This is a genomic window from Ruegeria sp. AK11, assembly GCF_056541095.1.
In genome coordinates this window covers 544,517-571,163 of sequence record NZ_JBQFXU010000001.1, presented here as the reverse complement: position 1 = coordinate 571,163, position 26,647 = coordinate 544,517, and the positions used below count along the sequence as shown (strand labels likewise).

The following is a 26,647-nucleotide window of genomic DNA, read 5'->3' as shown; positions in this document are numbered from 1 at the left end:
TTTCCGTGAGACCGGATTACCGGACAGCGGCCCATAGGCGCAAGGCCTGAGCGGTCTCGGCGACGTCGTGAACGCGAATGATCTGCACGCCCTGGGACAATCCGGCCAAAGCCACGGCAATTGAACCCGGAGCGCGGGCAGTCTTGTCCGGTTCCCGTCCAATTGTTCCGATAAAGCCCTTGCGGGACACGCCCAGCAGGATCGGGCAGCCAAGCCCGTGAAACAGGCTGAGATTGCGCAGCAAGGTCAGGTTATGGTCTTCGGTCTTGCCGAAACCGATGCCCGGATCGACGATGATCAGGTCGCGCCGAAGTCCCAGGTTCTCCAGCAGAGCGATCTGGGGTTCGAGGAAGTCGTAAACATCCAGCAACACGTTGTCGTAGCTGGGGTTTTCCTGCATCGTGGCCGGATCGCCTTGCATATGCATGACGCAGACCGGTGTGCCCTTGGCGGCGCAAAACGGTGCCAGTTCGGGATCGAACGTGAACCCCGAGACATCGTTGACCAGCCCTGCGCCCGCCGCACACGCCGCTTTGGCGACGCTGGCTTTGCGGGTGTCGATTGAAATCAGGGCATCCGTTTGCGCGCGAATCGCCTCGATCACCGGGCGGGTGCGGGCAATTTCCTGATCTGACGGAATGAAATCCGCACCCGGGCGCGTTGATTCCCCGCCGATATCCAGAATGGTGGCCCCATGCGCCACCATCCGGGCAGCGGCATCGCGGGCGGCCTCGACCGAGCTGTGAACGCCCCCGTCCGAGAAACTGTCAGGCGTGGTGTTGAGAATGCCCATGATATGCGGCACCTGCATATCCAGCCCGGCAATGGGTGCGCGCGGGCCGGTCAAACGCGCCAGCGCCCCACCGGGAATATCCGATGCCGCCATGATCTGCGGAGCGGTATCGCGCCCAAGCGCTTCGACATGGGTAAACCACAGGGGTTGACCGGCCAGAGAGTACGCGCCAGCGGGTCGGGTCTGGCCGTGCTGAACCAGCGGTCTGAAATAGATGCTCACAATTTGGCCTGATCCACGGCCACAGCCCGCAGGGGGGTTTTGGGCGCTTTCGGCAATTCACCGCCGATGACCATCATCTCACTGGCTTCAAAGGTCGCGGCAAACCACGCGGCCAAAGCCACGGCGTCGGATGGCGCGGCAGAAGGACCATCCACCGCGTCCAGAACGATCTTGGACGGGGCCCAGACACAGATCTGGCCGTTCTTCATGGCCCAGTCCAGTTCCGTCCGGGTTGAAACCACCTTGCAGCGGTGATCGCGTGCGGCCAGAACCCACGCGTTTTGCTCGATCGCAAGCAGGTCAATCCGGCGCTGTGTCATTGCGTGGCCGGTTTGCGGCGCAGCCAGGTCTGACGCCCCCACACACAGGATCAGCGGGCGTTGGCGGTTCTGCAACTGGTCGATCCACCCGGTCAGATTGTCCGAGGCGATGGCGTCATTCGACAGGTAGACCAGACGGGGATGCGGGCGGTCTTCCTCGGTCACATCGTGATGAACCGAGTCTTTCCCGCGCACGATCTCGACCCCAAGAGCGCCCGGACCGCGATCCAGTTTTTCGATGCGAACAAAGACTCTTACAGCCTGAGGTTCATGCAAGATACGTTCGGCCACACGCTCGGCCAGGGTTTCAAGCAGGTTCAGACGCTCGGCCGCGAGTTCATAGGCAATGGATTCCGTTACCCGGTCATAAGACAAGATGCGATCCACATCGTCGTCAATCGGGTCGGTCAGAGACCGGACTTCGACCACGATGTTGAAACAGATCCGCTGGGTTGTTCCCCGCTCGGCCTGAAACGCACCGATTTCAACCTCGACAATATGGTCGCGCAGGGAAATGCGGTCCAGCGGCCCTCGGGGCGAGGTCGCCTCGGACCGTTCGGACGGGTGCGCAAATGCCAGTCGGATTTCAGAACTCATGGGTCCGGCCTTTTCGGCTTGTTGCAGGGCTTGCCCACTATAGGCGTTGCAAGCGCCTATAACATTCAAACAAACGCCATTCCAACCGCCGAATGCGGCGTCAGGTGACGCGAAACCAGCTCATCATACCCGAAGCGGCATGGCCCAGCATATGGCAATGCAACAGCCAGTCCCCCGGATTATCCGCGACCAGCGCGATCTGGCGGGTTTGTCCGCGATCAACCAAAACAGTGTCGCGCCACGGGCCAAGCGATCCGTCCGGCTGGATCAGTCGGAAGTGGTGGCCGTGCAAATGCATGGCATGTGGAAAGACTGTTTCATTGACGAACTCGATCCTGTGAAGGCCGCCGGTCCGGGCGTCCAGAAACGGATCGGACGGGCGTTCCGCATAACCGTTCAGGGCCCAGAACCGGCCCAACTGCGCCAGTTCCTGGCCTGACAATTCAGTGTCCCCGATCCGGGCGTTGTCCAGCCAGCGCATCGCCCCGCCTTGCAGGGACATCCGGTGCAATGGTGCGGATGAGACATCCTCGATGACTGGCAAAGGGTTGGGCGGCAACGCTGCCACGCCTTGTCGTGGCGCGGGTGCGAGAGGTTCGTCGACATCGAACCGAACGATGCCAAAGGCACCGTCGCGTTCAACACTCACCAGACTTGCCGTATCACCCGCAGCCACGACATCCACAACAAGATCGATGCGTTGTGCAGGGGCGATTGGGAAAGCCCCCGACAATAGGATCGGCGTTTCCAGTGGCATACCGTCAAGGGCGACGATCCACCCTGACAACCCATCGAGATTCAGGTCAAAAATCCGCGCGTTGGAGGCGTTGATCAGGCGTAGCCGGAGACGGTCGTTCCGTCGCGCCTGAACGCGCGGGTCAAGGGATCCGTTGACAGTGATGATATTCCCCAGTCGGCCAGCGTGGCTGAGATCATGGCCATTGTCGAAATCATCCGTGATCTGGGCGGTTTCCGGATCAAGCCGCCAGTCGTCCAGCATCAGCACCAGATCCTGATCCACATCGGGGGCAGCAGTTTCTTCGACGATCAGCGGCCCGTAAAGCCCGCGCGCAACCTGTTCCATCGACTGGTTATGCGCATGATACCAATAGGTCCCTGCGTCGGGAACGACGAAGGAGTAATCAAAGCTTGCGTCCGTCTCGACCGCGTCCTGTGTCAGGCCGGGCACGCCGTCCATGGCGTTTTCAATGCGAATGCCGTGCCAATGGACCGAAGTTGCTTGCGGAAGCTGGTTCATCAGGGTGCGCTGGATGCGGTCGCCCTGCCTGACGCGCAGTTCAACGCCGGGGACAGACCCGTCATATGTCCAGACTTCCGTTTCAGGATAACTTGCAGGCGCGATCGGGTGTTTGGTTACACGCGCATTAAGCGGTGCAAAACCCGCACTGGCCACACGCGGCATCAGCAGTGCTGCTGCAGCCGTTTGCAAAAGGTGTCTGCGGTTCAAATTCATTACGGGCCTCCTGGCCCGCAATATAGGATGCAACCTGCCCCGCGCCAGCAAGCTTCCAGCGCGGGTGCGTCAATCAGTTGCTCGCTGTCCGGTAGTTGTGGCGGTAAAAAACATGCACGCCGATTTTCGCCGTCTGTTTGTAGACCCGCGACCAGGATGGGCGAACCGACGTCGTGTGATAATGTGTTGCCCCTTCGGTCAACTCATCCGCCACGCCATCAATGGCAGCCCGCGCGACTTTCGCCACACGCTCATACGCCTTTTTCTCGTGGATGACTTCCTTGCGGCCATCGCAGGTGTATGTGAACTGGCACTGGTATTTCTTGCCGGTCCCCTGATGGATCACCCCGCACAGGGAATCCGGGAAACGGCTGCTTTTGACCCGATTCAGGATCACCTCGGCAACCGCGAACTGGCCGCGCACGCTTTCGCCGCGCGCCTCGAAGTACAGGGCTTCGGACAGGCATTTCCAGTTTTCACCACCGGAGGCCTTTGGTTGCTGGTCAAGCCAGTCTTTGGAGAAGGACACTTCGACAGGTTCAGCCGCCTTGCGGGGCTGGAACAGCTTGAAATAGTCCCGAAAACTTTGCGCTGGCAGCTCGCTGCGGGCGACAAGTTCTTGTTTTGCAGTATCAGTCGCTTCCTTCTCAGCGAAGGATGCACTCGGCAGAACGGTTGCCGCCACTGCGGCAACAGCCAATATGTAACGTAGCATCAGATAACCTCGCACAGGCACATCACGCGCCTTACCCTCCCCCGGCGGGCGCGACGAGGCTGATACCCCAGACTGACGCAAAGGTCCAGTATCTTGAAAAAAGCAAGTGGAAAATCGCCCGTAGCGAAAATATTTTTCGCCTACGAGTGACCGTATAACCCACTATTCCTTGGGGTTCGGCGCGGTGTCAACCCCCAAGTCTGGAGGAAATCGCCAGTTGAGCGGCAGCCAGCCGAGCGACCGGAACCCGGAACGGTGAGCATGACACATAGTCGAACCCAAGATCGCGACAGATGGCGATTGATTCGGGGTTCCCGCCGTGTTCGCCACAGACCGAAAGGGTCACATCCGGCTTCGCGGCACGCCCGCGTTCCGCCCCGAGTTTCAGCAGCTCGCCCACCCCGTCCGGATCAAGGACATGGAACGGATCTTCGGTAAAGACCCCCTGCCGCACGTAAGCGGACATAAAACGACCGGCATCGTCGCGGGACAGGCCGTAGGTCATCTGCGTCAGGTCGTTCGTTCCAAAACTCATGAACGCGGTCTGCGGCGCGATCTCTTCCGCGCGCAGACAGGCGCGTGGCGTTTCGACCATGACGCCCAGCCGATATTCGAACTTCTGCCCGCGTTCCGATTCAACGGCGGCGGCGACCGAGTCGATGCGGGATTTGACCAGTTCAACCTCGCGCTTGGCGGATACCAGCGGGATCATCACTTCGGGCACCACCGGAGCACCGTTTTTTCGTGCGTCAAGCGTGGCTTCAAAAATCGCGCGCGCCTGCATGTCGTAGATCTCGGGTACGGTGACACCCAGACGAACGCCGCGCAGGCCCAGCATGGGGTTGTATTCGGTCATCGCCTCAACCCGGCGTTCGACGTCGGACACGGGCAGGTCCAGCGCCTCGGCCAACTCCCGTTGCCCGGTGCGCGTTGTCGGCAGAAATTCATGCAAGGGTGGATCGAACAGGCGGATGCAGACAGGCTGACCTTCCATGATCCTGAACAGCTGAACAAAATCCTCGCGCTGCATCGGAAGCAGGCGTTCCAGCACTGCCGCCCTGCCCGCCGAGGTTTGCGCAAAGATCATTTCGCGCATCACGATCAGACGGCCGGGATCAAAGAACATATGTTCGGTCCGGCACAGACCGATCCCCTGAGCCTGAAAGTTCCGGGCCGTCTGCGCATCAGCCGGTGTGTCGGCATTGGCACGGATGTCGATGTCACGCTCGGCATCGGCCCAGCCCATCAGCGTCTGGAAACAGTCATCCAACGCGGCCTCGAGCATGGCGGGCTGACCGGCCAGAACCTGACCCGAGCTGCCGTCAATGGTGACAATATCGCCGGTTTTAAATACCCGCCCATCCGGTGCGGTCAGCATCTTGTCTTTCGTCTGAAACCGCATTTCCGAGGCCCCGACGATACAGGGCAGACCCAACCCGCGCCCGATCACGGCCGCGTGGCTGGTCATGCCGCCCTTTTCCGTCAGAACCGCAACAGCGGCGTGCATCCCGCGCACATCCTCGGGCGAGGTTTCCCGGCGCACCAGAACACACGCCTCGCCACGGGCGGCACTGGCCTGTGCTTCGGCCGAGGTGAACACGATCTTGCCGGTCGAGGCACCGGGGCTGGCACCAATGGCAGTGGTCAGCACGTCGCGGCGCGCATCAGGGTGGACCTGACGGTGCAGAAGTTCGTTCAGCGCGTGCGGGTCGACACGCATCACCGCCTCTTGCGGCGGTATGATACCGTCTTCGGCAAGACGTACGGCAATGCGCATGGCCGCGCGAGCCGATCGCTGCACCCGGACGCCATCCAGAATATGCACAGTGCCGTCCTGAATGACGAATTCGACCTGCATCTCTTCGCGCAGTTTCTCGCGCATCAGGGCAGCATGCGTTTTGACATCGGCGAAAGCATTGGGCGCGACCTCTTCCAGCGAGGGGCCGCGCGGGTCTTTTTCCAGAAACAGGGCGGCCACATCTTTGCCCAACGCATCGCGCCCCTGGCTCTGGCTGAGGTAGCGACCGGTGATCTGTGGCATTCCGGTTGTGGAATCAACCAGTTGCAGAACACCCGATCCGCATTCCCCTTTGCCGACGCCGGGGATCATCTCTTGAATGACCAACCCAAGCCCGGCATCAGCGGGTGCCCCCTTGGCCTGCCGCAGCAAGCGCGCGGACGTCCCGTCCCATGCACGCGCCATCGAGCGCAGAACGCCGATCAGCTGTTCGCCCCTGTCCTGCGGAAAGACCTCGTCGGTTTCATCCTCGTAGGCGCGCAGCGAATGGCGCAGCCCTTCGCGGCCGTCGGCATCAATGTCATCAAACACATCCGCATCCAGCCGCGCCACGTGGATCGCATAGCTTTGAACGAACCTTAGATACAGGGCTGCGGCGGCCTCGGCCCCCATGGTGTCGGACAGGTCGACATAACGGGCATCGTTCATTCCGATATTGAGAACCGCGCCGGGACCGCCCCAATCGGGATCTTCGGAACTGGGCCGGACGCATAGCAACGAGGTCGGATCGAACTGTTCGAGGATCGCCGCAATATCCGGGGTTGTCCCTTCGGCGATCTGGTGAACGGCATCAAATGACAACGCAACGGTTCGGGGCACCGGCAGGTCCAGCCGGACCAGACGTTGCAAACATTTGGCCCGCCCGCCATGTGTATGGGCGGTGACAGGCGCGTCGGATGTGATGAGCGTCGTATTCGGATTATTCTGCACTGCAGCACCTTTTGGTTTGCCTGCAGCATAAGCGCTTGCGCCCTTCACGCAAGAGCGTTGTGGGCGCGCGTGCCAGCGCGCCCGGTCGTTTACCCTTCGATCCGGGTCAGATCGGCCACGCTGGAGCAGATCTGACGGATCTGGCTGAGCAGGTTCAGCCGGTTGCGGCGAACAATGTCATTATCGGTGTTGACCTGCACATCCTCAAAGAACGCATCCACCGGCCCGCGCAGCCCCGCCATGGCGGCCATGGCCGTGGGGAAATCTTCGGATTTCAGCGCGGGTTCGATTTTTGCCTGAGCTGCGTTCAAGGCCGCAAACAATGCCTTTTCGCTGTCGGTTTCGGCGAATTTCACATCCGCACCATAGGAATATTCCACCCCATCCTTTTCCTCGGCCTGGGTCAGGATGTTGTTTGCGCGCTTGAAACCCTGCACAAGGTTTTCGCCATCTTCAGTCGCGATCACCGCGTTCAGCGCGCGGGCGCGTTTGACCAGCAGATTGAGGTCGTCATTGCCGTCCATCGCGATACAGGCATCGATGACGTCGTGACGGATGCCTTCGTCGCGGAGGAAGACCTTGAGACGGTCGTGAAAGAAGGAGAGGAGATCGTCGGATGCGTCGGGGATCTTCTTTTCTAGGCTCAGGAAATCGGCGCCCGACACTTCACCCAGCCTTTCCTTGACAGTCTGGAAGGCTGCGCCAAACACGCCGTGATCTGCGATTTCATCCAAAAGTTCGTCAACGTTTTCCGCCGCCAACGCCTCGTTTGCAGCGCTTTCAGCACGCAGCAGCTGCCCGTCGAAGAACCGATCCAGATGCAGGCGCAGGTCATTGTCGAGCACCAGCCGGATAACCCCAAGTGCCGCACGGCGCAGGGCAAACGGGTCTTTTGAGCCGGTAGGCTTTTCATCAATCGCCCAGAACCCCGCCAGCGTGTCCAGCTTGTCGGCCAATGCAACGGTCACCGACAGCGGAGCCGTGGGCACATCATCCGACGGCCCCAAAGGCGAGTAGTGCTCTTGCGCGACAGCGGCCACGGCGGCATCTTCGCCTGCCGCTTCGATGTAATACCGCCCCATAAGGCCCTGGAGTTCGGGGAATTCATAGACCATTTCCGAGCTGAGGTCGGCCTTGGCCAGGCGCGCGGATATTTCAGCCTGATCAGCATCGGCTCCGGTCACTGGGGCCAGTTCGCGGGCCAGCGCGGCGATGCGCCCGATCCGGTCGGCCTGCGTTCCCAGTTTGTTGTGGAAGGTGACGTTTTCCAGCGCGCGGGTCCACTGTGCAATGTCCGATTTGGCGATGCGCAGGTCATTTTCCCAAAAGAATTTGGCATCCGCCAGACGGGCCGACAGCACTTTCTGATTGCCCGCCAGAATGGTCGCGCCATTGTCAGCGGTTTCGCGGTTCGCAACAGTGACGAACCGTTCAATCCGGCCCGTTTTGGGATTGCGGACCGAGAAGAACTTTTGGTGTTCTTTCATCGAGGTTTGCAGCACCTCGGGTGGCAGGTCGAGGAATTCGTCGTCGATCCGCCCCATCAGGACAACCGGCCATTCGACCAGACCGGCGACCTCGGCCAGCAGGCCCTGATCTTCGACCAGTTCAAGACCGGCGGCAAAGGCCATGTTCTGGGCGTCGTTCCAGATGTGCCGGGCGCGTTCCTCGGGGGACAGGACGACAAAAGCCCGCTTCAGCTTGGCCGCGTAATCGTCAAAAGACGTGACCGAAAACCGGTTGGGCGCCATAAAGCGGTGGCCTGCTGTGGTGTCGCCGGACGAAATGCCATCGACATCCATTGGCACGACCTGCGCCCCGGCCTCATCCGTCAGAATGCACAGGATCGAATGCAGCGGGCGCACCCAGCGCAAGCTGCCACTGCCCCAGCGCATGGACTTAGGCCAAGGGAAATTGCGGATGGTGGTTTCGAGCACTTCGGCAATGATCTCGGCCGCGGGGCGACCGGCCTTTTCGATGGTGGCGAAATAGATGGCCCCCTTGGGCGTTTCGCGTTCTTCCAGCTGATCACGGGTCAGGCCCGCGCCGCGCAGGAACCCTTCGATTGCCTTGTCGGGCGCGCCGACCTTTGGGCCCTTGCGTTCTTCCCGGATGGTGGGGCTTTTCGCCAGCAGCCCCTCGACCGCCAGCGTCAGGCGGCGGGGCGTGGTCAGGGCGGCGGCGTTTGCATAGGTCAGACCGGCCTCGACCAGACCATCGGTAATCCGCTTTTTCAGATCCTCGCCGGCACGGGCTTGCATCCGTGCGGGGATCTCTTCGGAGAACAGTTCGATCAACAGGTCGGGCATTGTCGGTCCTTAGAAATTGACGATCGTCTGAATGACGATGGCATTGGCGATATCCACAAAGAAGGCGGATACAAGGGGCAGCACGATAAAGGCAATAGGCGATGGGCCATATCGCTTGGTCACGGCTGTCATATTTGCGATTGCGGTGGGTGTGGCCCCCAACGCAAAGCCGCCAAACCCAGCGGCCAGTACAGCCGCGCGATAGTTGGACCCCATGACCGGGAACAGCACCCAGAGGACGAACAGCACCGCGAACACCGTCTGCGCTGTCATGATCACGGCAATGGCCATGCCAAGCTGCGCAATGGTCCAGAGTTGCAGGCTCATCAGCGACATTGCCAGAAACGCTCCCAGCGCAAATTCCGAAATCAGCGCCAGCGATGGTGTGCGCGACACTTTCGGAGCATCGGGAAACAGCGCGTCCCGCAGATTGGCGATCACGATGCCCATGATCAGGCAGGGCACGAACAGCGGCAGTTTCAGCCCGGCGGCGGCAATTGATTCATTCAGTGCATATCCCAAGATGATCGCCAGGTTCAGGTGCAGCAGGACGCGCATGACGGTCAGATGATCGATGCTTGTGGTGTGCCCGTCATGCTCATCCGGCAATCCGACGCTGGGTTCTTCGTCAGGGCGGTCAGGCGTCAGGCCGCGCCGTTCGACCAGCAGGCGCGCAATCGGGCCGCCAACTAGCGCGGCAAGCACCAATCCAAGGGTGGCGACGGCCACACCCAGTTCGGTCGCGCCGTCAAGCCCCGTTGCCTGCGCCACGTCCGGCGCCCATGCGATTGCCGTACCGTGCCCACCGATCAGGGCGGCCGATCCGAACAACACACCGGCCTGTGCGGGATAGCCGAAGATCGCCGCCCCAGCGGCACCAATCACATTCTGAAAGACAATCGTCGCCAGTGTGAGAATCAAAAGCAAGATTAACGGCTTACCGCCCGCAATGAGGTCAGACAGACGGGCGTTCAGGCCGATCCCGGCAAAAAACAGGACCAGCAGGAAATCGCGGGCCGTCAGGCCAAAGGACAGTTCAATCCCGAATACCAGATAGAGCGTCAGAACCACCAGCGAAGCCAGCAGACCCCCTGTTACGGGTTCCGGGATGTTGAAATTGCGCAGAGTTGCCACACGGGCATTGATCTCGGCCCCGATCAGAAAGACCGCAAACCCCAGAGTGGCCGTCAGGAAATCGGGGATTTCTATGACATGGCCCACGGTCTGCTCCTTCAGTTTTCCGGGCGCGGCGGACATTCCTCGCCCACGACGGTACCGTCATAGGCTTTTTCACCGCAATTGTTCAACGCGTGCCAGACATAGCCCTTACCATCTTCGGTGATCGCCACGATCCGGTCGACGCCGAAATGGATGTTCTTCACCCCCATGAAAGCCCGCGCCTGCCCGGATTCAAGCGCATCCGCCAATGACACCGCATCGTAGCATTCAAACCATCCCGGTGCAGTCAGAGGTTCAGGGTTTTCGACAGGCACGTATCCAGCCATCTGGTCTGGCATCAATTCGGTTTCGAAACAGGCGCGATACCGGATCGGCGAACTGTCCGCGTCGATAGCCTGAAACCCGGTATAGGCGATGGGTTCCGGCACACCGTTCGCATCCGTCATCAGGGCAACGTCCTGCCCCGGTTGCGGTTCGACCTCATAATAATAGCCGTAGACCTGTAGATAATACATGCCGACGCCTGCCACGATGGCCGACAGCAGCAGAAGAATTGCCAGCAGTTTTCCCGTCATCTTTCAGGCCGCCTCTTTCAAGTTCTTGTAAAATAGGACAGGTTTCATCGGGGAACAGGCAGAAACGAGGTCTACACGATGGAATCCACCCTTGCCGTCGGATTTTTCGGCGCATTGTTTGCGATCATGAACCCGGTCACCAACCTGCCGGTGTTTCTGAGCGTCACTCAGGACCTGTCTGCCGCCGAACAGCGCAAGATTGCGGTCAAAACCGTGATCTACTGCCTGATCCTTGGCGGTGCCTTTGCCCTGGTCGGCAGTCAGGCGCTTGGCCTTTTTGGCATCAGCGTCAATCATCTGCGCGTCGCCGGTGGTCTGGTTGTCATGATGATCGGTCTGAACATGCTGAACGGACACGAAAGCACCTCTCATCACGGGACGAAGGGGGAAAAGGACGCTTACCCCGAAGCCGACACCGTCGCCTTTTATCCGCTGGCCTTTCCCATTCTGGTCGGCCCCGGCACCATCACCACGCTGATCCTGTATGCGCACCAGATCAAGAAGCCTGTAGAAGCCTTTGTTTATGCAGGTGTATTCCTTGCTATTGTCGGCCTGCTTCTGATCACGTTCTGGAACGCGGCCTGGCTGGCCCAACGCCTGTCCGACACCGCGCGCGTGATCATGAGCCGCTTTATGGGGATGATTCTTGCGGCTATCGCCGTCAGCATGATTGCGGACGGCCTGAAAGCCCTGTTGCCGGGGCTGGCCTGATCGCCTCATCCGGCGCTGAACCCGGCGGCCTCGGTCTGCACAAAGGCATCCGCGCATTGCTTGGCCAGCGCCCGCACGCGTCCGATATAGGCCTGTCGTTCGGTGACCGAGATCACGCCCCGCGCATCCAGCAGGTTGAAGATGTGTGACGCCTTGATGCATTGGTCATAGGCCGGATGCGCCATGATGATGCGCTTGCCGGTTTTCGGATCGTCATGCGCCTGCGCCAGGATAGTTGCGCATTCAGCCTCGGCCTCTTCGAAATGGCGCAGCAGAACCTCGGTATTGGCCACGTCAAAGTTCCAGCGGGCGTATTCCTCTTCGGTCTGCTTGAAGATATCGCCGTAAGTCAAAGGGCTGGGGGATTGCGGATCGTTAAACGGCATGTCCATCACGTGGTCGATGCCCAGCACATACATGGCCAGACGCTCCAGCCCATAGGTCAGCTCGCCTGATACCGGCGCGCAGTCATGGCCGCCAACCTGTTGGAAATAGGTGAACTGGCTGACTTCCATTCCGTCACACCAAACCTCCCAGCCAAGCCCCCATGCGCCCAGTGTGGGGCTTTCCCAGTCGTCTTCGACAAAGCGGATATCATGCAGGTCCATGTCGATGCCGATGGCCTGAAGGCTGCCCAGATACAGCTCTTGCAAATCCGGAGGGCTGGGTTTGATCAGCACCTGATACTGGTAGTAATGCTGAAGCCGGTTGGGGTTTTCGCCATAACGCCCATCCGTGGGACGGCGCGACGGCTGAACATAGGCTGCGGCCCATGCCTTGGATCCCAGCGCCCGCAAGGTGGTTGCGGGATGGAACGTCCCTGCCCCGACCTCCATGTCATAGGGTTGCAGAATCGCACAGCCTTTCGAGGCCCAGTAGGACTGAAGCCTGAGGATGATTTCCTGAAATGAACGCGGTGCGCTGGTCGGTTCGGTCATGACATTCCCTCTGGGCGCCCCGTGCGCCCGGTTCCGGTCGGTTTGGCCCTTCCTATGCAAGGGGCCGAGGGGCGTCAACGGGGCTTTGGGCTGTGGCTGTATCTGCGCGGCCACACCACAAATTCCCCGCATTCTCAGCATGGTATTTGGCAAATGAAATCGCGTATTCTGCACCTCAGTACAAACACCGCATAACACGGGCAGACAATGACACGCGTATTTTCAGCAATTCTTTTGTTTCTTCTGGTCGGCCTGCGCGCCGCGACCGCACAACAAGACCTCGGCGTCTGGGTTCAGGTCGAGGCGCAGCCCTCGCTGCGCGAAGCGCAGGACCGGGCGCAAGCCTATGCCAGCACCCTGCCCGATGTGAACGGGTTTCGGCTGAACAGTGGCTGGTATGCCATCGTCATTGGCCCCTATTCGCGCGGCGATGCCGAGCAGGTTTTGCGCGTATACCGGGCCGAGGGGCAGATCCCGCGTGACAGCTTTGTCGCGTTTTCAAGCGCGTTGGGGCAGCAATTCTGGCCCGTCGGCGAAAACGCGATAAACCGCGACGTCGCAAGCGCGCCGACGGAACCGGCAGCACAGGCGGAAGAACCCGTGGCGGTTACGACCCCACAGGTTTCGGATGAAACCCGCGCACAGGCGCTGCAATCCGAGCGCCTTTTGACCGCGCAGGAACGGAAAGACCTGCAAACGGCCCTTCAGGCGGCGGGTTTCTATAATTCGACCATTGATGGTGCTTTCGGACAGGGAACCCGCCGGTCGATGGGCGATTGGCAGCGGTTCAACGGCTATGAGGTGACGGGCGTTCTAACCACGGTGCAGCGCAAGGCCCTGATGGATGAATACAACGCGCCGCTGATCTCGGCCGGGATGGACCGGTATTCCGACGACGCGGCCGGAATTGCGCTGGACATGCCGTTGGGTACAGTCAGCTTTGACCGCTATGAAGCTCCGTTCGTACATTTCAAAAGCGCCTCGGATCTGAACGCCCAGGCCCTTTTGATCAGTCAGGAGGGTGACAAGAACACGCTGCGCGCCCTTTACCAGGTGATGCAGTCGCTTGAAATTGTTCCGCTGAACGGCCCGCGTGAGCTTGGCCGCGACCAGTTTACCCTTGAAGGGCGCGGCAATGGGATCGTTTCATTCACGCAGGCGCGGTTGGCCGATGGAATGATCAAGGGCTTTACGCTGGTCTGGCCCGAAGGGGACGAGGCGCGCCGCCTGCGTGTTCTGGCTGCGATGGCGACCAGCCTGAGCACAACGGACGCGGTTCTGGATGCCGCCGCCGGTGCGGATGCGGAACAGCGCATCGATCTGGTCTCGGGTCTTCAGATCCGCAAGCCGCGGCTGTCGCGGTCGGGCTTTTTCGCTGGTGCGGACGGCACGGTTCTGACGGTGTCCGAAGCCGCCGAAAGCTGCACCCGGATCACTCTGGAAGGGGATCAGGAGGTTCAGCTGGCGCTGACGGACCCGGAGCTTGGTGTTTCGGTTCTGCGTCCTGCAAAAGCTCTTGCCCCTATGAGTGTGGCTGCTTTCAGCACCACCCAACCGCGCATCCAGTCCGAAGTGGCCGTATCCGGCTTTTCCTACCAGGGGGCTTTGGGCGCACCGACGCTGACCTACGGCCAAATCGCGGATATCCGTGGCCTGAACGGCGAGACGGGTGTCAAACGGCTGGCGCTGAACGCACAGCCCGGCGATGCGGGCGGGCCGGTCTTCAACGACAGCGGCAACGTGGTTGGCATGCTGCTGCCCACACCGTCCGAGGGGCGCACCCTGCCCGCGTCAGTCAGCCTTGCGGCAACGGTCGAGCGGTTGACAGAAATCCTGACGAAAGCCGGTGTTTCCGGTCAGTCGAGCGAGGAAACCACCCGGATTTCCCCCAACGAGCTGAACCGGCGCGCGACCGGAATGACGGTTCTGGTGCACTGCTGGGACTGAGCCCGCGCAGATATTGAAACCAGACATTGAAACACCAAAGCGCCGCATGAACTTGCGGCGCTTCTTTTTTTTACAGAATGTCCGGGGTCATGTGGATCAAGGTCGGGACAGGTGCATCGAAAGCCGCGCGAACTGCGCTCTGCATCTCAGCCAGAGATGAAGGGGCTGAGGCGCGCGCGCCAAAAGCCTCGGCCAGTTTGCAGAAATCCGGGTTATGCGCCACCACCGCATTTGGCGCGATCTGGCTGCGGACCATGCTGTCTTCGATTTCTTTCAGCTTGCCATTGTCCCACAGGATGATCGGCAGCGACAAACCCAGTTCGACCGCAACACCCAGTTCCTGCATCGTATAGTGGAACCCGTAATCCCCGGCGATAACCGCCGTTGGTTTGCCGCGCCGCGCCACCGCGCCGCCAATTCCGGCCGGCAAACCATAGCCCAGCGTTCCGAACCCGGTGGGATGGTGCCAGTGATGCGGATAGGCCATGTCCCACACCTCTTTCGCGACATAGGCGAATTGGGTCATGTCGGAATAGATCATGGTATCAGCGGGCATCGCCGCGCGCAGCGCATCGGCCACTGCTACAATTCCGGGCCGTTCGGCATCCACCTCGGCCCGCCACCGGGCACGGGTTTCGGAAATTTCGTCGGGCGACCAGCCGGTTGCCGGTTTCAGGTTTTCGGTCGCCTGCCACAAGGCGCGGGCAAAGCTTTCGCTGTCGGTTTGCAGTTTGATCGCGGCGCGATGGTGGTCGGACAGGACTTCGGGATCAAGGTCAACCCGGATCAATGTTGCCGAATGCCCAAGGTCGCTGCGCCACAGATCGACCTCGCCCAGTTCGGCGCCGACCGCGATGACCAGATCCGCTGAGGCGATAACCTCGGCGCTGCCGGGGCGCGGCAGGGATGCGCCGAAATCCAGCGGATAGTTTGCGCCTGGCAGCCCGCGCCCTGCATAAGTGGTAAAGCAGGCAGCCCCAAGCTGTGTCAGAATCTGCCGCCAGTCGCTGGACTTGCAACCGCCCCCCAGAATGAACAGCGGCCTGCGCGCAAGGTTCAGCATCGAGACAACAGGCGATACGTCAGGCGGCAACGCTTTGGTGCGCAACGCGGGCTGGCTGGGGAAAGGTGCCGGATCAGCCTCGGCCTGCAACTGCGCGATTGGCACCTGAATGTGCTTGGGGCGCGGGCGCGACAGCTCGAATTCTTCAAAGGCGCGTTCGACCAGCGCATAGGCGGCCTCGGCCGTGTTGGCCTGTGCCGACCAGTCGGCAACGGTTCCGGCCGCAAGGCGCTGGTCCTTCATCTGGTGCAACTGGCCGCGCAAGGCCTGTGTTTCATCAAGGCAGGACGACACCACCAGCATCGGCACCGAGTCGCTGTAGGCTTGTCCGATCGGCGTCATGATGTTGCACAGGCCGGGCCCGGTGATCACATAGGCAACCCCCGGCTTGCCGGTTGCGCGGGCATACCCATCGGCCATGAACCCCGCCCCCTGTTCGTGACGGGCCAGAACATGTTGGATGCCAGCCTCTTCGATGCCGCGGTACAATTCCTGATTGTGAACGCCGGGTATGCCGAAAATCACGTCCACGCCACGATCCTTGAGCATATGCGAAATCTGCGCGCCAAGGGGTCTTTTCATCAGCCTCTCCAGAATTGAACGGTGAAGATCGCGTAAACGGCCAACAGCTCGAGCCGCCCGACCAGCATCCCGATTGTCAGCAACCATTTGGCCGTGTCGTTGAGATTTGCGAAATTACCCGCTGGTCCGATCTGATCGCCCAGACCGGGACCGACATTGGCCAGCGCGGTCGCCGCCCCGGAAACGGCTGTGATGAAGTCCAGGCCGGTCAGCGCCAGCGCCCAGGACAGCACGCCCATCGACAGGACGAAGAACATGAAAAAGCTCATCACCGAGGTCAGAACGCCCTGCCCCACGGGCCGCCCATCATAGAGCGGCACGAACACGCCATGCGGAGACCTGATCCGTTTGATCTGACTTTTGATCGAGGCGAATAGCAGCTGGTAGCGGAATATCTTGATCGAGCATGCGGTCGAACCCGCGCAGCCGCCAATCAGGCCGATCAGGAAGAACATCATGATCGGAAAGCTGCCCCAACCCATGTAATCGACACTGGCATAGCCGGTGCCCGAGATGATCGAGGTGATGTTGAACAGAGATTCCCGAAACGCCTGTTCCCAGTGATGCGGAAAGACCGATGTCAGGAAAATCGACATGATGATGACCAGAACCAGAATGGTCGCCAGAAACGCGCGAATTTGACTGTCTTTCCACAAGGACGCTGTATGGCCGTTTGCCAGCTGGACATAGCGCACAAAAGGAAGCGCCGCCAATATCATGAACACCGACGCCGCATATTCGGCGGGGCCCGAAAAGGTTCCGAACGAGGCGTCATAGTTCGAGAACCCACCGGTCGAAAGCGTTGTCAACGCATGTACCAGCGCATCGAAAAAGTTCATTCCCAGACCGGCGTAAACCAGCGCGCAAACCAGTGTCAGGAAAACATAGATGAGCGAAATCTGACCCGCGATCTCTTGCGCGCGAGGCAGGATTTTACCCATTGTTTCAAAGCCTTCCGAGCGGAAGATCTGCATGCCGCCGACACGCAGTTCGGGCAGGAACACCATGGCGACAACGATGATCCCGATACCCCCCAGCCATTGCAGGATACCACGCCACAGCAATAGCCCCTGCGGCAGGGTATCCAACCCGGAAATCACCGTTGAACCTGTTGTTGTCAGGCCGGACATCGCCTCGAAATACGCGTCGACAAAGCGCAGCTCGGTTTCACCGAACAGAAACGGAATTGCCCCAAACAGGGGCAGCGCCGCCCAAACACCGGTTGTCAACAGGAAGGTCTGGCGGATGGTCAGCCCTTCGCCCACACCGTTCGAGCAGCTCATCGCCAGAACGGTCCCGGTCAGCGTCGTGATAATGGCGCTTTCCAGAAATACCGGCCATTCGCCGCGCCCCTCGATCAGGTCCGCGAGCATAGGCAGCAGCATGGTCGCCCCAAGAATGGCGACCAGCAAGCCAATCACATATCCGACCGGGCGAAGATCCATCATGACGCGCAGGGTTGGCGTGCCAACCCGACCGTGTCAAGCAGATGATCCCGGTTTACCTGTCAGTTTTTGACATCTGTTCCGGGCATCACAGGCGGTTTGGACGGGGCGCGTGATTTTCGCGCCTGCGGTTTGCGCGGTTCCGTCGCCGGGGCTGGTTTCGCCTGCACCTTGGCCGGGGCAGGATCGGCCTGTGTCGGCCTGACCTGCGCTGCCTGAACGGGCGCCGGTGTCGCAGGGGTGGGCTTGGGCGTTACGGGCGACACGGTTTCGGTCGCAGGTGTCGCCGCGGATTCAACAGGCTTCACTGCTTTTTCATCACTAACCGCTGGTGTCGGTTTGGCTGCCGCCGGGGGTGCCGCCGTGGGCCGCGGACTGGCTGAAAACTCAACAGGTTTGGCTACCGGCTTGGCCGGCGCAGGTTTGCGGGCCAGCTTTTTCTTGGCCGTTGACGATTTCACCGGTACGCGTTTCGCGCGCGCCACGGCAGGTTTGGGTTTGGCCGCCGGTTTTTCCGCCGGAGCTTCTACCACTGGACCCGGTGCTGATGCTGCCAGATGCAGGGCGTGGACCGGCACCATCGGCAGTTCAAGCGCCGAACGGGTCATGATCTGTGCAATCTTGATCTGGTTGACGATCGCATAGCCAGCCATGCGTATAGCCGCGGCCTGAAGCTCCAGCGGTTGGGTAATCGGATTCATTCCATAGATCTCCTGTGAAAACGATGCAGCCAGAAAAGTAAGGGTAAAGCGCCCTGCCCGCTCGGGGGGTCCGGGCGGAGGTTGGGGTCTTGCAGTCCAAGGCGTCTCACGTCTCGGCTTCCTTTCGGGTGACACACCATTGAGCGCGCCGGTGTGCCGAAGCTGCATTCCCCGTCAGGATACAGGAGTTTTTCACGCAATTGCAGCATTTTTGCTGCACTGCGGCGAATGAGCGCCGATCAGGTAAATCTCTGATTAAATTCTAGCCACTTACCCGAGACGTTCAGCCAACGTGAAACAGGGTCGTAAACAGTTTCGGGTCAAGGCTGGACGCGGCGAAGGTTGGGCCTTCGGTCAGAATCGACACGGCGTCATGGCTGTGCAGGCTTTCCTGATGGCTTGCGACAACGCGAAAATCACCGACGTGATGATCTGCCAGCAACTCGGCACAAAACAGGCGCGCGGCATCTTCGACGAAGATCGGATTGGCTGCGTTCAATTCGGCGAAAGCCTGTTCATCTTCGCGCTTCACCATCACCTGCGTTTCCGTCGGAACCGCACGGCGGCACAGCGCAATCAGGTCTTCAAACCACAGGCAATCCGCATCGCAATCCACGACAACCGAAATCCGCGCGACGGAGCGCTGCGAATGCGGCGTCGCCAGCTGACCACGCATCGACCGGGCGTGTTCGCTGAGTTCCAGCGAACAGGGGCAGGTCGAGGAATAGACATAGTCAAGGTGCATGATCTTCTGACGCACACCGTTCTGTTCGACCAGTTCCAGGGCGATGTCGTAATACTGGTACCCCTCAAGGCCCGAGCGCAGGCTTTTGATCCTGTCCGGGTAGGAAAAGCGCATCTGGATACGGGCGTCGAAGCTGTCCAGATCGGACATGTAATCGTCCAGAGCGGATTCCATAACCTCAAAGCTGAACGTCCGTTCCGCATGTTTGTAGAAAGACCGCATGATCCGGGACATGTTGATGCCCTTTTTCTCGGCCTCGAGGCTGACCGTGCCGGTGATCGAGGTTTCCAGCGTCAGGTCTTCGCCCTCTTTCCGGTGGAACCGGATCGGCAGGCGGAAGTTCGAAATACCCACATGTTGGATCTGCTGTTTGGCCCCACGGATCAGGCTGGACGGGCCGTTCTGCAAATCTGGCAAGGATGCGCGGTACGCCGCATCGACGGTAAAGTCATCGGGGTAAGCGCGCGAAAAAGGCGGATAGTTGCCCGCTGCCAAACCGGGCAGCAGCCGGGCCACAGCCGGGTCAAGCTGGTTTATCTCGGCTTCCGAGGCAGATTTGGCCCATTGCCGCAGAACGTTCAAAGCCTCGGCAGCCTTGTCCCGATCCGGTTTTTCATCAATGTCGCGCGGGTGAACATTCATCAGCGGCGGTTCCTTGGTTGGTCGTCGGACTATATATGACTGATGGTCTAATACCAGTCTAACCCGATACGTCGGCAATAGCAGCCCGGATTGAAAAATCCGGCGCAAAACCGTCATCTCGCAACAGTTAGCGCCTTTTAAAGGTGGGAACAGCGGGCGGCACGCCTGGCTGCCGCCCGAAACAAAGTGGCCGCTTAGGCACGCAGCCTGCCCCCCAGTACAAAAAGCGGGGGGCTTTGGTTTATTTCTGCGAGGCTTCCAACGCTTGCCGAAGGTCGGCCAGCAAGTCACCGGCATCCTCAAGCCCGACGGAAAAGCGGATCAGACCCGGTGCAATGCCCAACTGGTCCTTCTGCGCGTCGCTAAGACGCTGGTGCGTTGTTGTCGCCGGGTGCGTCGCGATGGATTTGGCATCGCCCAGATTGTTCGAAATCACCGGGATGGTCATCGCATTCAGGAAGGCAAACGCTGCATCCTTGCCGCCCTTGATGTCCAGCGACAGCACGGTTCCGCCCTTGCCGCCCAACTGGGTCTGAACCAGCGCGTTCTGGGCATGGGTTTTCAGACCGGGGTAAAGTGTACGTTCCAGCGCCGGGTGCCCTTCCAGCGCCTCGGCAATCTTTTGCGCGCTTTCGGCTTGAGCATTGACCCGCAGCGCCATCGTCTCAAGACCCTTGAGCATGATCCACGCATTGAACGGGCTCAGCGCGCCGCCGGTATGCTTAAGATAGGGTTCAACGGTTCCTCGGATGAAGTCCTTGGTTCCGATGATCACACCGCCCAGCGCACGGCCCTGCCCATCGATATGCTTGGTCGCTGAATAGACGACCACATCCGCACCCTGCTGGATCGCGCGCGAGAACACCGGGGTCGAGAACACGTTGTCCACCACGACAACGGCTCCGACCGCATGGGCCAGATCGGCCACGGCGGCGATATCGATCACCTCAAGCGTGGGGTTCGACATGGATTCAAAGAAAACGGCCTTGGTGTCCGGGCGGATCGCAGCCTTCCACTGTTCCAGATCGGTGCCGTCAACAAAGGTCACGTCCACGCCATAGCGGCTCAGGATGTTTTCAAGGATATAGAGGCACGAGCCGAACAGCGCCTTGGCCGAAACGACATGGTCCCCGGCCTTCAGCATCGAGGTCAGCGCGCCGTTGACGGCGGCCATACCCGAGGCCGTCGCAAACGCATCTTCGCCGCCTTCCAGCGCCGCGATGCGCTGCTCGAACATGGACACGGTCGGGTTGCCGTAACGGGCATAGATGAACTCGTCCGGGCCACATTCCAGAAACCGGGCCTCGGCCTGTTCAGCGTTTTCGTAGACGAAACCCTGCGTCAGAAAAATCGCCTCGCTCACCTCGTTATACTGGCTGCGACGGATGCCGCCATGGACGGCTTGGGTGCGTTTGTTCCAGTTCTCGCTCATCTCAATCCTTTCAGCCTCGGGTGGAGGCAAACAAAAAACCCCAGACGCGGCCAAGCGAAAGGGGTCTTTCATCCTGACCTTTTAGCGGTGTTGTTTAGCGTGGCCCGCAATCCGGTAACAAATCGCCACGTAGCTTCAGGATCGCAATACGCCTCGGGCGGTTCTCGGTCAAGCCCGGCCTGCGCTTTGGTCACGCTTTCGTAAGCGGTACTTGCCGAACCGGCAGAAACCCGCATGATCCCCGTCAACATCAGGAGAATGCATGGCTGACCCGATTGATCTGTATTTCTGGCCGACACCGAATGGCTGGAAAGTTTCCATCGCCCTGGAGGAGATGGAGCTGCCCTACACCACCCATCTGATCAATATCGGCAAGGGTGACCAGTTCGACCCCGCGTTCCTGCAAATCGCGCCCAACAACCGGATGCCCGCCATCGTCGATCCCGACGGGCCGGACGGCGCACCTGTTTCGGTTTTCGAAAGCGGCGCGATCCTGATGTATCTGGCCCGCAAGACCGGGCGGTTCTATGGCACGACCGAACGCGACCGGATCGCGGTCGAGGAATGGCTGATGTGGCAGATGGGCGGCGTTGGCCCGATGGCCGGTCAGGCGCATCACTTCCTGAAATACGCCCCGCAACTGGACCCGCCGCAGGACCTGCCCTATGCCAAGGACCGCTACCGCGCCGAGGTCGCGCGCCTGTACGGCGTACTGGACAGGCGGCTGGCCGAAAACGAGTATGTCGCGGGCGATTTCTATTCCATCGCCGACATGTCGATCTGGGGCTGGGCCAGCCTGTGGGAAGGCCAGCAGCAGGTGCTGGAGGACAAACCGCACTTTGCCCGCTGGCTGGAGACCGTCAGCGCCCGCCCAGCCGTTCAGGCCGGACGCGCGCTGTATGCCGAGTTGCGAGGGGATCATCGGGACAAACAGGCACAGAGCGTTTTGTTCAAGCGGTAAGACTTATGGGCTGCTTTGAGGCCTCACCTGACCTTGAATTTTCGTGCTGCATGCGCTCGCAGAACAGAAAATTTTTGCATGCGCGCAAACTCTCGTGTCGCGGCGCGGCGGGAAATCCGGCCATTCATGCAACATGCAGCAATTCTGAAACCGCGAAATCACACAGCGCGGACGAAGTTGCCGTTTGCTGCGGCTGCGCCAATGGCTGCTTTCCCACCAGGAGGTGGTCAAGCTTCACGTTTGCTTACTGTCGTCCTTAGGCTTTGAATTACGATTTCTATTGTCTGTTTATGAATTTTTCTTCTGTCCACACTTTCATGATCTGAAAAGATGTCCTCTTTCCCAATGAGCGACTTGTCAGAAGGGAAATCCAAGAACGTGTAGTGTCCCACGTGTCGGCCAAGGCAGCAGAGATGGAACTTGTCGTTCTGTGAAGCAAGCCAATCGGCACAATGCTCTGATGGCGCTTCATCATCGGCACCTCCGGTAAGGATAACAGCAGGCAACTGAATTTCAGTGATTGAGGTGGAAACGAATGAACGGATTGGTGGCGCTGGCGCAATCGTAACAACAGACTTAATCCGAACGTCTGAGTAATCATTGCTATGACGTGCCCAAGATACGCGGAATGCATCCGAAGTTTCCATCAGCGTTGGAATTTGTTCCGCTGCATCCGGAAACTCTCTCGGGCCACCTTCAGTATTCTCGTTGGCCCTGCGCCATGCGTCAAACTCATCCAAAGAAGTTCGCGCACCTGACAGGGCCAAGACCGTATGTCCCCCAAGAGAGAACCCGAGTGCTGCTACTTGATCGAGGTCCAATCTGTTGGCGAAGAAGCCCTTCGACCCAACCTCCGAAAGCAGTATTGACAGGTCGGTCGCTCGTTCCCACCAGCAAAGAAAGCCCTCGGCGCGATAAGGCTCCAAGCCAGTGTTGCCATGGTGATTTGCGCCCAAGACCACATAGCCTTCCGATGCCAGCGCGCGGGCGATCCAACCAAGGCTTTCAGCTGTGCCACCAGTACCATGTGATAACAGTATGACGGGAAAAGTCTCCTTCGGGGCCAGTGTGGCTTCCCAGATAACTTCTCCAAGTTCAAAGAATTGCCCCGGAGGCCGTTCAGTTGTCTCTACATCTTCGACTGGATACCATGCTGACCAAGCGATTGGGCGGTCTGCATTGTTTTGCCAATTTGAGCGCGTCACATCCCAAATCACGCCGGTTCGATAACCACAGTTTACCATCGTGAGTCTCCTTCATCGGCAACGCTCTGGAAATTTCTAGGAATTTTCAATAAACATTCTGCTCAGTTGGTAAGTTCCTCGAAGCCGGCATTCGCCCACACCGCAGCATCGGTCAAAGTGGGCTCGAAGCTGCCCAATGCGTTTGCGTCGTTCGCCAATGAAGCAGCAAGCTGACAACGGCCATTCAAACCACCAGTAAACTGAGGCGTCAGCGCTGTGCTGATGTCTGGGTTTGGCGGGAGGATTGGAGGGCGCACAATGCCAAGAGTCCAACTTCCCGCTGTCACCCCGAAACGAAGAGCCTGGAACAAGGGCCGGATTATCGGCCAGAAACGACCACTGTTGCCGAAACAGGTCTGGGCGATCCGCGCGCGGCTCGAGCTGGCGGGCAACCTGCGCGATCTTGCGCTGTTCAACGTGGCCATTGATAGCAAGCTTCGCGGATGCGATTTGGTGAAACTGGCCGTCGCCGACCTGGTGAGGGATGATCGCGTTCGCGAACGCGTGTCCGTGATCCAGAGCAAAACCAAGCGGCCTGTTCAGTTTGAACTCTCTGAAAACACGCGGGATACCATTGCCGCATGGATCAAGTCACCGGAGATGCTCGGCTGCCGTTTCATGTTTCCCAGCCGGTTTCACGACCGCCCGCATATCTCAACACGCCAATATGGCCGGCTTGTGCGGGATTGGGTGGCCGCGATTGGGCTGGAGCCCAGCGGATACGGCACCCATTCGCTGCGCCGGACCAAAGCAGCGGAAATCTACCGCAAAACCGGAAATCTTAGGGCGGTTCAACTGTTGCTCGGGCACACAAAGGTTGACAGCACAGTCAGATATCTTGGTGTCGAACTTGAAGATGCGCTGAGTATCGCCGAGCAAATCGACATTTGAACCACCATGGCGGGCGGCTCTTGCCGTTCGCCAATTCAGACCAGACCTACGGTCGCACCGCGGCAGTGGTTCGGTTCGAGCCCAGAGTGCCGGATGCTGCGCAGACGTAATTGCCGGACAACCATTGAAACCCGACGTTAGCGATATTGAGGACGGCCCGGAGCTGCCGTCCATTGGACAACTTCAATGCTGCGTTGCGGTTCGTCAAACCTGCAGTTCGCTGCCAGCGCGAGACAGGGGGAAGGCCAGTCGAACAGTTCGCGGATTTTCCGGGCCTTCAGCCAAACGCCTTACACGCGCGCAAACAGTCCCAGCAGTTTCAAGGCCGCATCGGAGCTTGGCTGAAGCGGCCAATAGTCCAGTTCGGACACCGAAGTTACGAGAGGTTGAGTACACGATACCGAATCTTGGGTGTAGTTTGCTATCTGCCCCCAAGAAATCCAATTCTATATCGCTACACAGTACTCAAACCGACCGCTCAGACCTAGATCCATCTATCTGCTCAATGTTAACCTCGGCCAGCGAAGAAATGACGCAATCCGCAGCCGTTAGTTCACTCTCGTGATCTTCATGAAGAAGACCTACGCAATAGAAACCACCATTCTTTGCCGCTTCGACACCGGAAGAGGAATCCTCGATCACGATACATTCATCCACATTAAGCCCCAGCCCGCTGGCGGCGGTGAGGAATATATCAGGGTTGGGTTTCCCTTTTTCGACATCGTCGCCTCCGATAACAACCGGAAAGGCATCCAACAAACCAGCTTTTTCGAGAACGGCTCGGACATTGGCGCTGCTGGAAGCGGCCGCCAGCCCGTAACCCTCCGACTGGCATTGTCTTACGAGGTGCACAGCAGCATCGAAGACACGAAATTCGCCTCGCTCGATCATTTCAACATAATAGTCATTTTTTTTGTCTGCGGCGGTTCTGACTTCATTCTCCGAATGCCGGGTCATGACCGCGCGCGCGCCGTCATAACGAGGGCGCCCATCGACAAGTCGCCGGTATTCCGCCCTTCCAAACTCATACCCGTATTCTTCGAACATGCGTTTCCAAGCAGCAAAATGCGCCGGTACGGTGTCGACCAAAACACCATCGAGGTCAAAGATCAGTCCTTTGATCGGCATGCTGAATCTCCTGGTTCGAGCCTGTGCAAGAAACACGTAGCATGTAAGGATTTTTCTTCAATCGGCTGGCATGTGAATGTTTATATGGCATAGTTATTCACGCTGTCAGGATCCTGCTAACGAACAATATTGAACAAATGATCGACGTTAAAAAACTTCCATTTGAAGAACGCGCCCAGTGCGCTGCCTATATGCGCGCAACGCACAACATGTCGCAGGTAGAGATAGGAGCAATTCTTGGTGGCCTGTCTCAACCGCATGTATCGCGGTTACTGAAACACGCTGAACGCCAAAACTACTTGGTCATCGAACAACGCTTCGTCAAAGAACAATTCTCAGACGAGTGGATTGCCCAGATGGACGAAATGCTGGCTCCTTCAGGGTTGAATTCTGATCTGAAGCGATATTGCAACAGGAACAAGCTTAGACCGCCTCGGCTTGGGGTGTTTGAAAGCGGCCCGGGGAACACCGAGGCCGCGCTGTCACAGCGCCGTACCAGGTTTGGACGAACCGCATCCGGACGATTGATAGAACTGATCGAGAAATCGAACGTCATCGGCGTTGCGTGGGGTCGAACAATCAAGTCTCTGGCAGAAGGGATTGCAGCCTCAAGGCAGCCCATAGATAAGTCGCAAAAGACTGAGTTTGCAGCGGTTTGCGCAGAATTGATGTCGCTGGCTCAGCATGGATACTCTGCCAGCCGGCTTGCCGGAACGTTTGATGAGCTATTTAACGATCAGCCGGAGGATAGCCCTCAGCTCACTGGTTTCCCGGCATACATACCCCGTCACTACGATGAGACCATGCGCCGTTCCATTTGGCAGTACATCTCTGACACCCCGGGATTTCACCGCGTGTTTTCGGGTCCAGACGCATTGATTGATAAAATGGATATGTTGATTTCCAGCGTCGGGTCTTCAAGCACTCCGGTTCTGGGCAGTTTTGAAGAGCTGGTTCAGGCTGGCGGGTTAAGGGCTGACGATCTCCGGCAATTGGTCGTCGGGGACCTTGGCGGTATTTTGATCCCGAGAACCGAAATTTCACAGGCCAAGATGGACCTGATTGACGAGCTGAATGGGCTGTGGACCGGGATCAAAACAGAGCATGTCAAAGCCATCGCAGATCGGGCATTTGACGATCCTGATCAAAGTGGTGTTGTGGTCGTCGCGATTCAGAAGGAACGAGGCGATACGGTATTCGAACTGATCACCCGGGGACTTGTTAACGAATTGCTCATCGATCACGCGGCAGCGGAACAACTGCACACGCGCGTTGCTGAGGCTCTTGCAGACTGACGATAGCACC

The 26,647-nt window shown here is 59.2% G+C and carries 21 protein-coding genes and 1 riboswitch; of the genes, 5 read left to right on the top strand and 16 right to left on the bottom strand.

Annotated features, from left to right (window positions below; genetic code table 11):
• Nucleotides 1–16: 16 nt before the first annotated feature.
• From folP to ACR0D9_RS02870, 8 genes are all read right to left on the bottom strand, one after another.
• Complete coding sequence (folP, locus tag ACR0D9_RS02905; RefSeq protein ID WP_480537584.1) at nucleotides 17–1,015, bottom strand: dihydropteroate synthase; 999 nt, start codon at nucleotides 1,013–1,015, stop codon at nucleotides 17–19.
• The gene (locus ACR0D9_RS02900) at nucleotides 1,012–1,932 is read right to left on the bottom strand and encodes a dihydroneopterin aldolase (RefSeq protein ID WP_480537582.1); all 921 of its coding nucleotides are present in this window, start codon (nucleotides 1,930–1,932) and stop codon (nucleotides 1,012–1,014) included. Before ACR0D9_RS02900 ends, folP begins: the two co-directional genes overlap by 4 nt.
• Before the next feature lie 100 nt (nucleotides 1,933–2,032).
• On the bottom strand, nucleotides 2,033–3,406 hold the full coding sequence (locus tag ACR0D9_RS02895; RefSeq protein ID WP_480505622.1) for a multicopper oxidase family protein: 1,374 nt from the start codon (nucleotides 3,404–3,406) through the stop codon (nucleotides 2,033–2,035).
• 73 nt (nucleotides 3,407–3,479) lie between these two features.
• Nucleotides 3,480–4,121 (bottom strand): cell wall hydrolase, encoded by a 642-nt coding sequence (locus ACR0D9_RS02890; RefSeq protein ID WP_480476538.1) that lies wholly within the window; start codon nucleotides 4,119–4,121, stop codon nucleotides 3,480–3,482.
• Nucleotides 4,122–4,308: 187 nt separating this feature from the next.
• Nucleotides 4,309–6,849, bottom strand: a complete 2,541-nt coding sequence (locus tag ACR0D9_RS02885) for a putative PEP-binding protein (RefSeq protein ID WP_480537580.1) — start codon at nucleotides 6,847–6,849, stop codon at nucleotides 4,309–4,311.
• Nucleotides 6,850–6,938: 89 nt separating this feature from the next.
• Nucleotides 6,939–9,158 carry a glycine--tRNA ligase subunit beta gene (gene glyS / locus ACR0D9_RS02880; protein WP_480537578.1) on the bottom strand — a complete coding sequence of 740 codons (2,220 nt, stop codon included), beginning with the start codon at nucleotides 9,156–9,158 and terminating at the stop codon, nucleotides 6,939–6,941.
• Between the two features lie 9 nt (nucleotides 9,159–9,167).
• Nucleotides 9,168–10,415: a sodium/glutamate symporter gene (gene gltS, locus ACR0D9_RS02875; RefSeq protein WP_480537576.1), complete on the bottom strand. Its 1,248-nt coding sequence runs from the start codon at nucleotides 10,413–10,415 to the stop codon at nucleotides 9,168–9,170.
• Nucleotides 10,391–10,912 carry a DUF6446 family protein gene (locus ACR0D9_RS02870; protein ID WP_209595868.1) on the bottom strand — a complete coding sequence of 174 codons (522 nt, stop codon included), beginning with the start codon at nucleotides 10,910–10,912 and terminating at the stop codon, nucleotides 10,391–10,393. Before ACR0D9_RS02870 ends, gltS begins: the two co-directional genes overlap by 25 nt.
• A 78-nt stretch (nucleotides 10,913–10,990) precedes the next feature.
• On the opposite strand from ACR0D9_RS02870, the gene ACR0D9_RS02865 reads away from it, so the two are divergent.
• Entirely contained in the window at nucleotides 10,991–11,623 is a 633-nt protein-coding gene (locus ACR0D9_RS02865; RefSeq protein ID WP_480537573.1) for a MarC family protein, read from the top strand.
• A 5-nt stretch (nucleotides 11,624–11,628) separates the two neighbouring features.
• Here the strand turns inward: ACR0D9_RS02865 and ACR0D9_RS02860 are convergent, their stop codons facing one another.
• Nucleotides 11,629–12,561 carry a glycine--tRNA ligase subunit alpha gene (locus ACR0D9_RS02860; protein WP_480537571.1) on the bottom strand — a complete coding sequence of 311 codons (933 nt, stop codon included), beginning with the start codon at nucleotides 12,559–12,561 and terminating at the stop codon, nucleotides 11,629–11,631.
• Between the two features lie 207 nt (nucleotides 12,562–12,768).
• Between ACR0D9_RS02860 and ACR0D9_RS02855 the strand changes: the two genes are divergently transcribed.
• Nucleotides 12,769–14,508 (top strand): serine protease, encoded by a 1,740-nt coding sequence (locus ACR0D9_RS02855; protein WP_480537570.1) that lies wholly within the window; start codon nucleotides 12,769–12,771, stop codon nucleotides 14,506–14,508.
• Nucleotides 14,509–14,578: 70 nt separating this feature from the next.
• Here the strand turns inward: ACR0D9_RS02855 and ACR0D9_RS02850 are convergent, their stop codons facing one another.
• The 5 genes from ACR0D9_RS02850 to metZ all read right to left on the bottom strand — a co-directional run bounded on the left by ACR0D9_RS02850 (nucleotide 14,579) and on the right by metZ (nucleotide 21,118).
• Nucleotides 14,579–16,153, bottom strand: coding sequence for a 5-guanidino-2-oxopentanoate decarboxylase (locus ACR0D9_RS02850; RefSeq protein WP_480537568.1), 1,575 nt, complete (start codon nucleotides 16,151–16,153; stop codon nucleotides 14,579–14,581).
• Nucleotides 16,153–17,601 (bottom strand): TrkH family potassium uptake protein, encoded by a 1,449-nt coding sequence (locus tag ACR0D9_RS02845; protein ID WP_480486008.1) that lies wholly within the window; start codon nucleotides 17,599–17,601, stop codon nucleotides 16,153–16,155. Before ACR0D9_RS02845 ends, ACR0D9_RS02850 begins: the two co-directional genes overlap by 1 nt.
• 59 nt (nucleotides 17,602–17,660) lie before the next feature.
• Nucleotides 17,661–18,299 (bottom strand): hypothetical protein, encoded by a 639-nt coding sequence (locus ACR0D9_RS02840; RefSeq protein WP_480537566.1) that lies wholly within the window; start codon nucleotides 18,297–18,299, stop codon nucleotides 17,661–17,663.
• Between the two features lie 283 nt (nucleotides 18,300–18,582).
• Complete coding sequence (gene folE2, locus ACR0D9_RS02835; RefSeq protein WP_480481445.1) at nucleotides 18,583–19,686, bottom strand: GTP cyclohydrolase FolE2; 1,104 nt, start codon at nucleotides 19,684–19,686, stop codon at nucleotides 18,583–18,585.
• Between the two features lie 241 nt (nucleotides 19,687–19,927).
• Complete coding sequence (metZ, locus tag ACR0D9_RS02830; protein WP_480486011.1) at nucleotides 19,928–21,118, bottom strand: O-succinylhomoserine sulfhydrylase; 1,191 nt, start codon at nucleotides 21,116–21,118, stop codon at nucleotides 19,928–19,930.
• Between the two features lie 61 nt (nucleotides 21,119–21,179).
• A riboswitch (SAM riboswitch) is annotated at nucleotides 21,180–21,257 on the bottom strand.
• A 123-nt stretch (nucleotides 21,258–21,380) separates the two neighbouring features.
• Between metZ and ACR0D9_RS02825 the strand changes: the two genes are divergently transcribed.
• On the top strand, nucleotides 21,381–22,079 hold the full coding sequence (locus ACR0D9_RS02825) for a glutathione S-transferase N-terminal domain-containing protein (protein ID WP_480537564.1): 699 nt from the start codon (nucleotides 21,381–21,383) through the stop codon (nucleotides 22,077–22,079).
• A 227-nt stretch (nucleotides 22,080–22,306) separates the two neighbouring features.
• On the opposite strand, the gene ACR0D9_RS02820 is transcribed toward ACR0D9_RS02825, so the two are convergent.
• Entirely contained in the window at nucleotides 22,307–23,323 is a 1,017-nt protein-coding gene (locus ACR0D9_RS02820; RefSeq protein WP_480486015.1) for an alpha/beta hydrolase family protein, read from the bottom strand.
• Nucleotides 23,324–23,581: 258 nt separating this feature from the next.
• On the opposite strand from ACR0D9_RS02820, the gene ACR0D9_RS02815 reads away from it, so the two are divergent.
• On the top strand, nucleotides 23,582–24,214 hold the full coding sequence (locus ACR0D9_RS02815) for a tyrosine-type recombinase/integrase (RefSeq protein ID WP_174148044.1): 633 nt from the start codon (nucleotides 23,582–23,584) through the stop codon (nucleotides 24,212–24,214).
• A 465-nt stretch (nucleotides 24,215–24,679) separates the two neighbouring features.
• Here the strand turns inward: ACR0D9_RS02815 and ACR0D9_RS02810 are convergent, their stop codons facing one another.
• Nucleotides 24,680–25,342, bottom strand: a complete 663-nt coding sequence (locus ACR0D9_RS02810; RefSeq protein WP_480481478.1) for an HAD family hydrolase — start codon at nucleotides 25,340–25,342, stop codon at nucleotides 24,680–24,682.
• A 137-nt stretch (nucleotides 25,343–25,479) separates the two neighbouring features.
• Here ACR0D9_RS02810 and ACR0D9_RS02805 point away from each other — a divergent pair, with 137 nt between their 5' ends.
• Nucleotides 25,480–26,637: a sugar-binding transcriptional regulator gene (locus ACR0D9_RS02805; protein ID WP_170451110.1), complete on the top strand. Its 1,158-nt coding sequence runs from the start codon at nucleotides 25,480–25,482 to the stop codon at nucleotides 26,635–26,637.
• The last annotated feature ends 10 nt before the right edge of the window (nucleotides 26,638–26,647 follow it).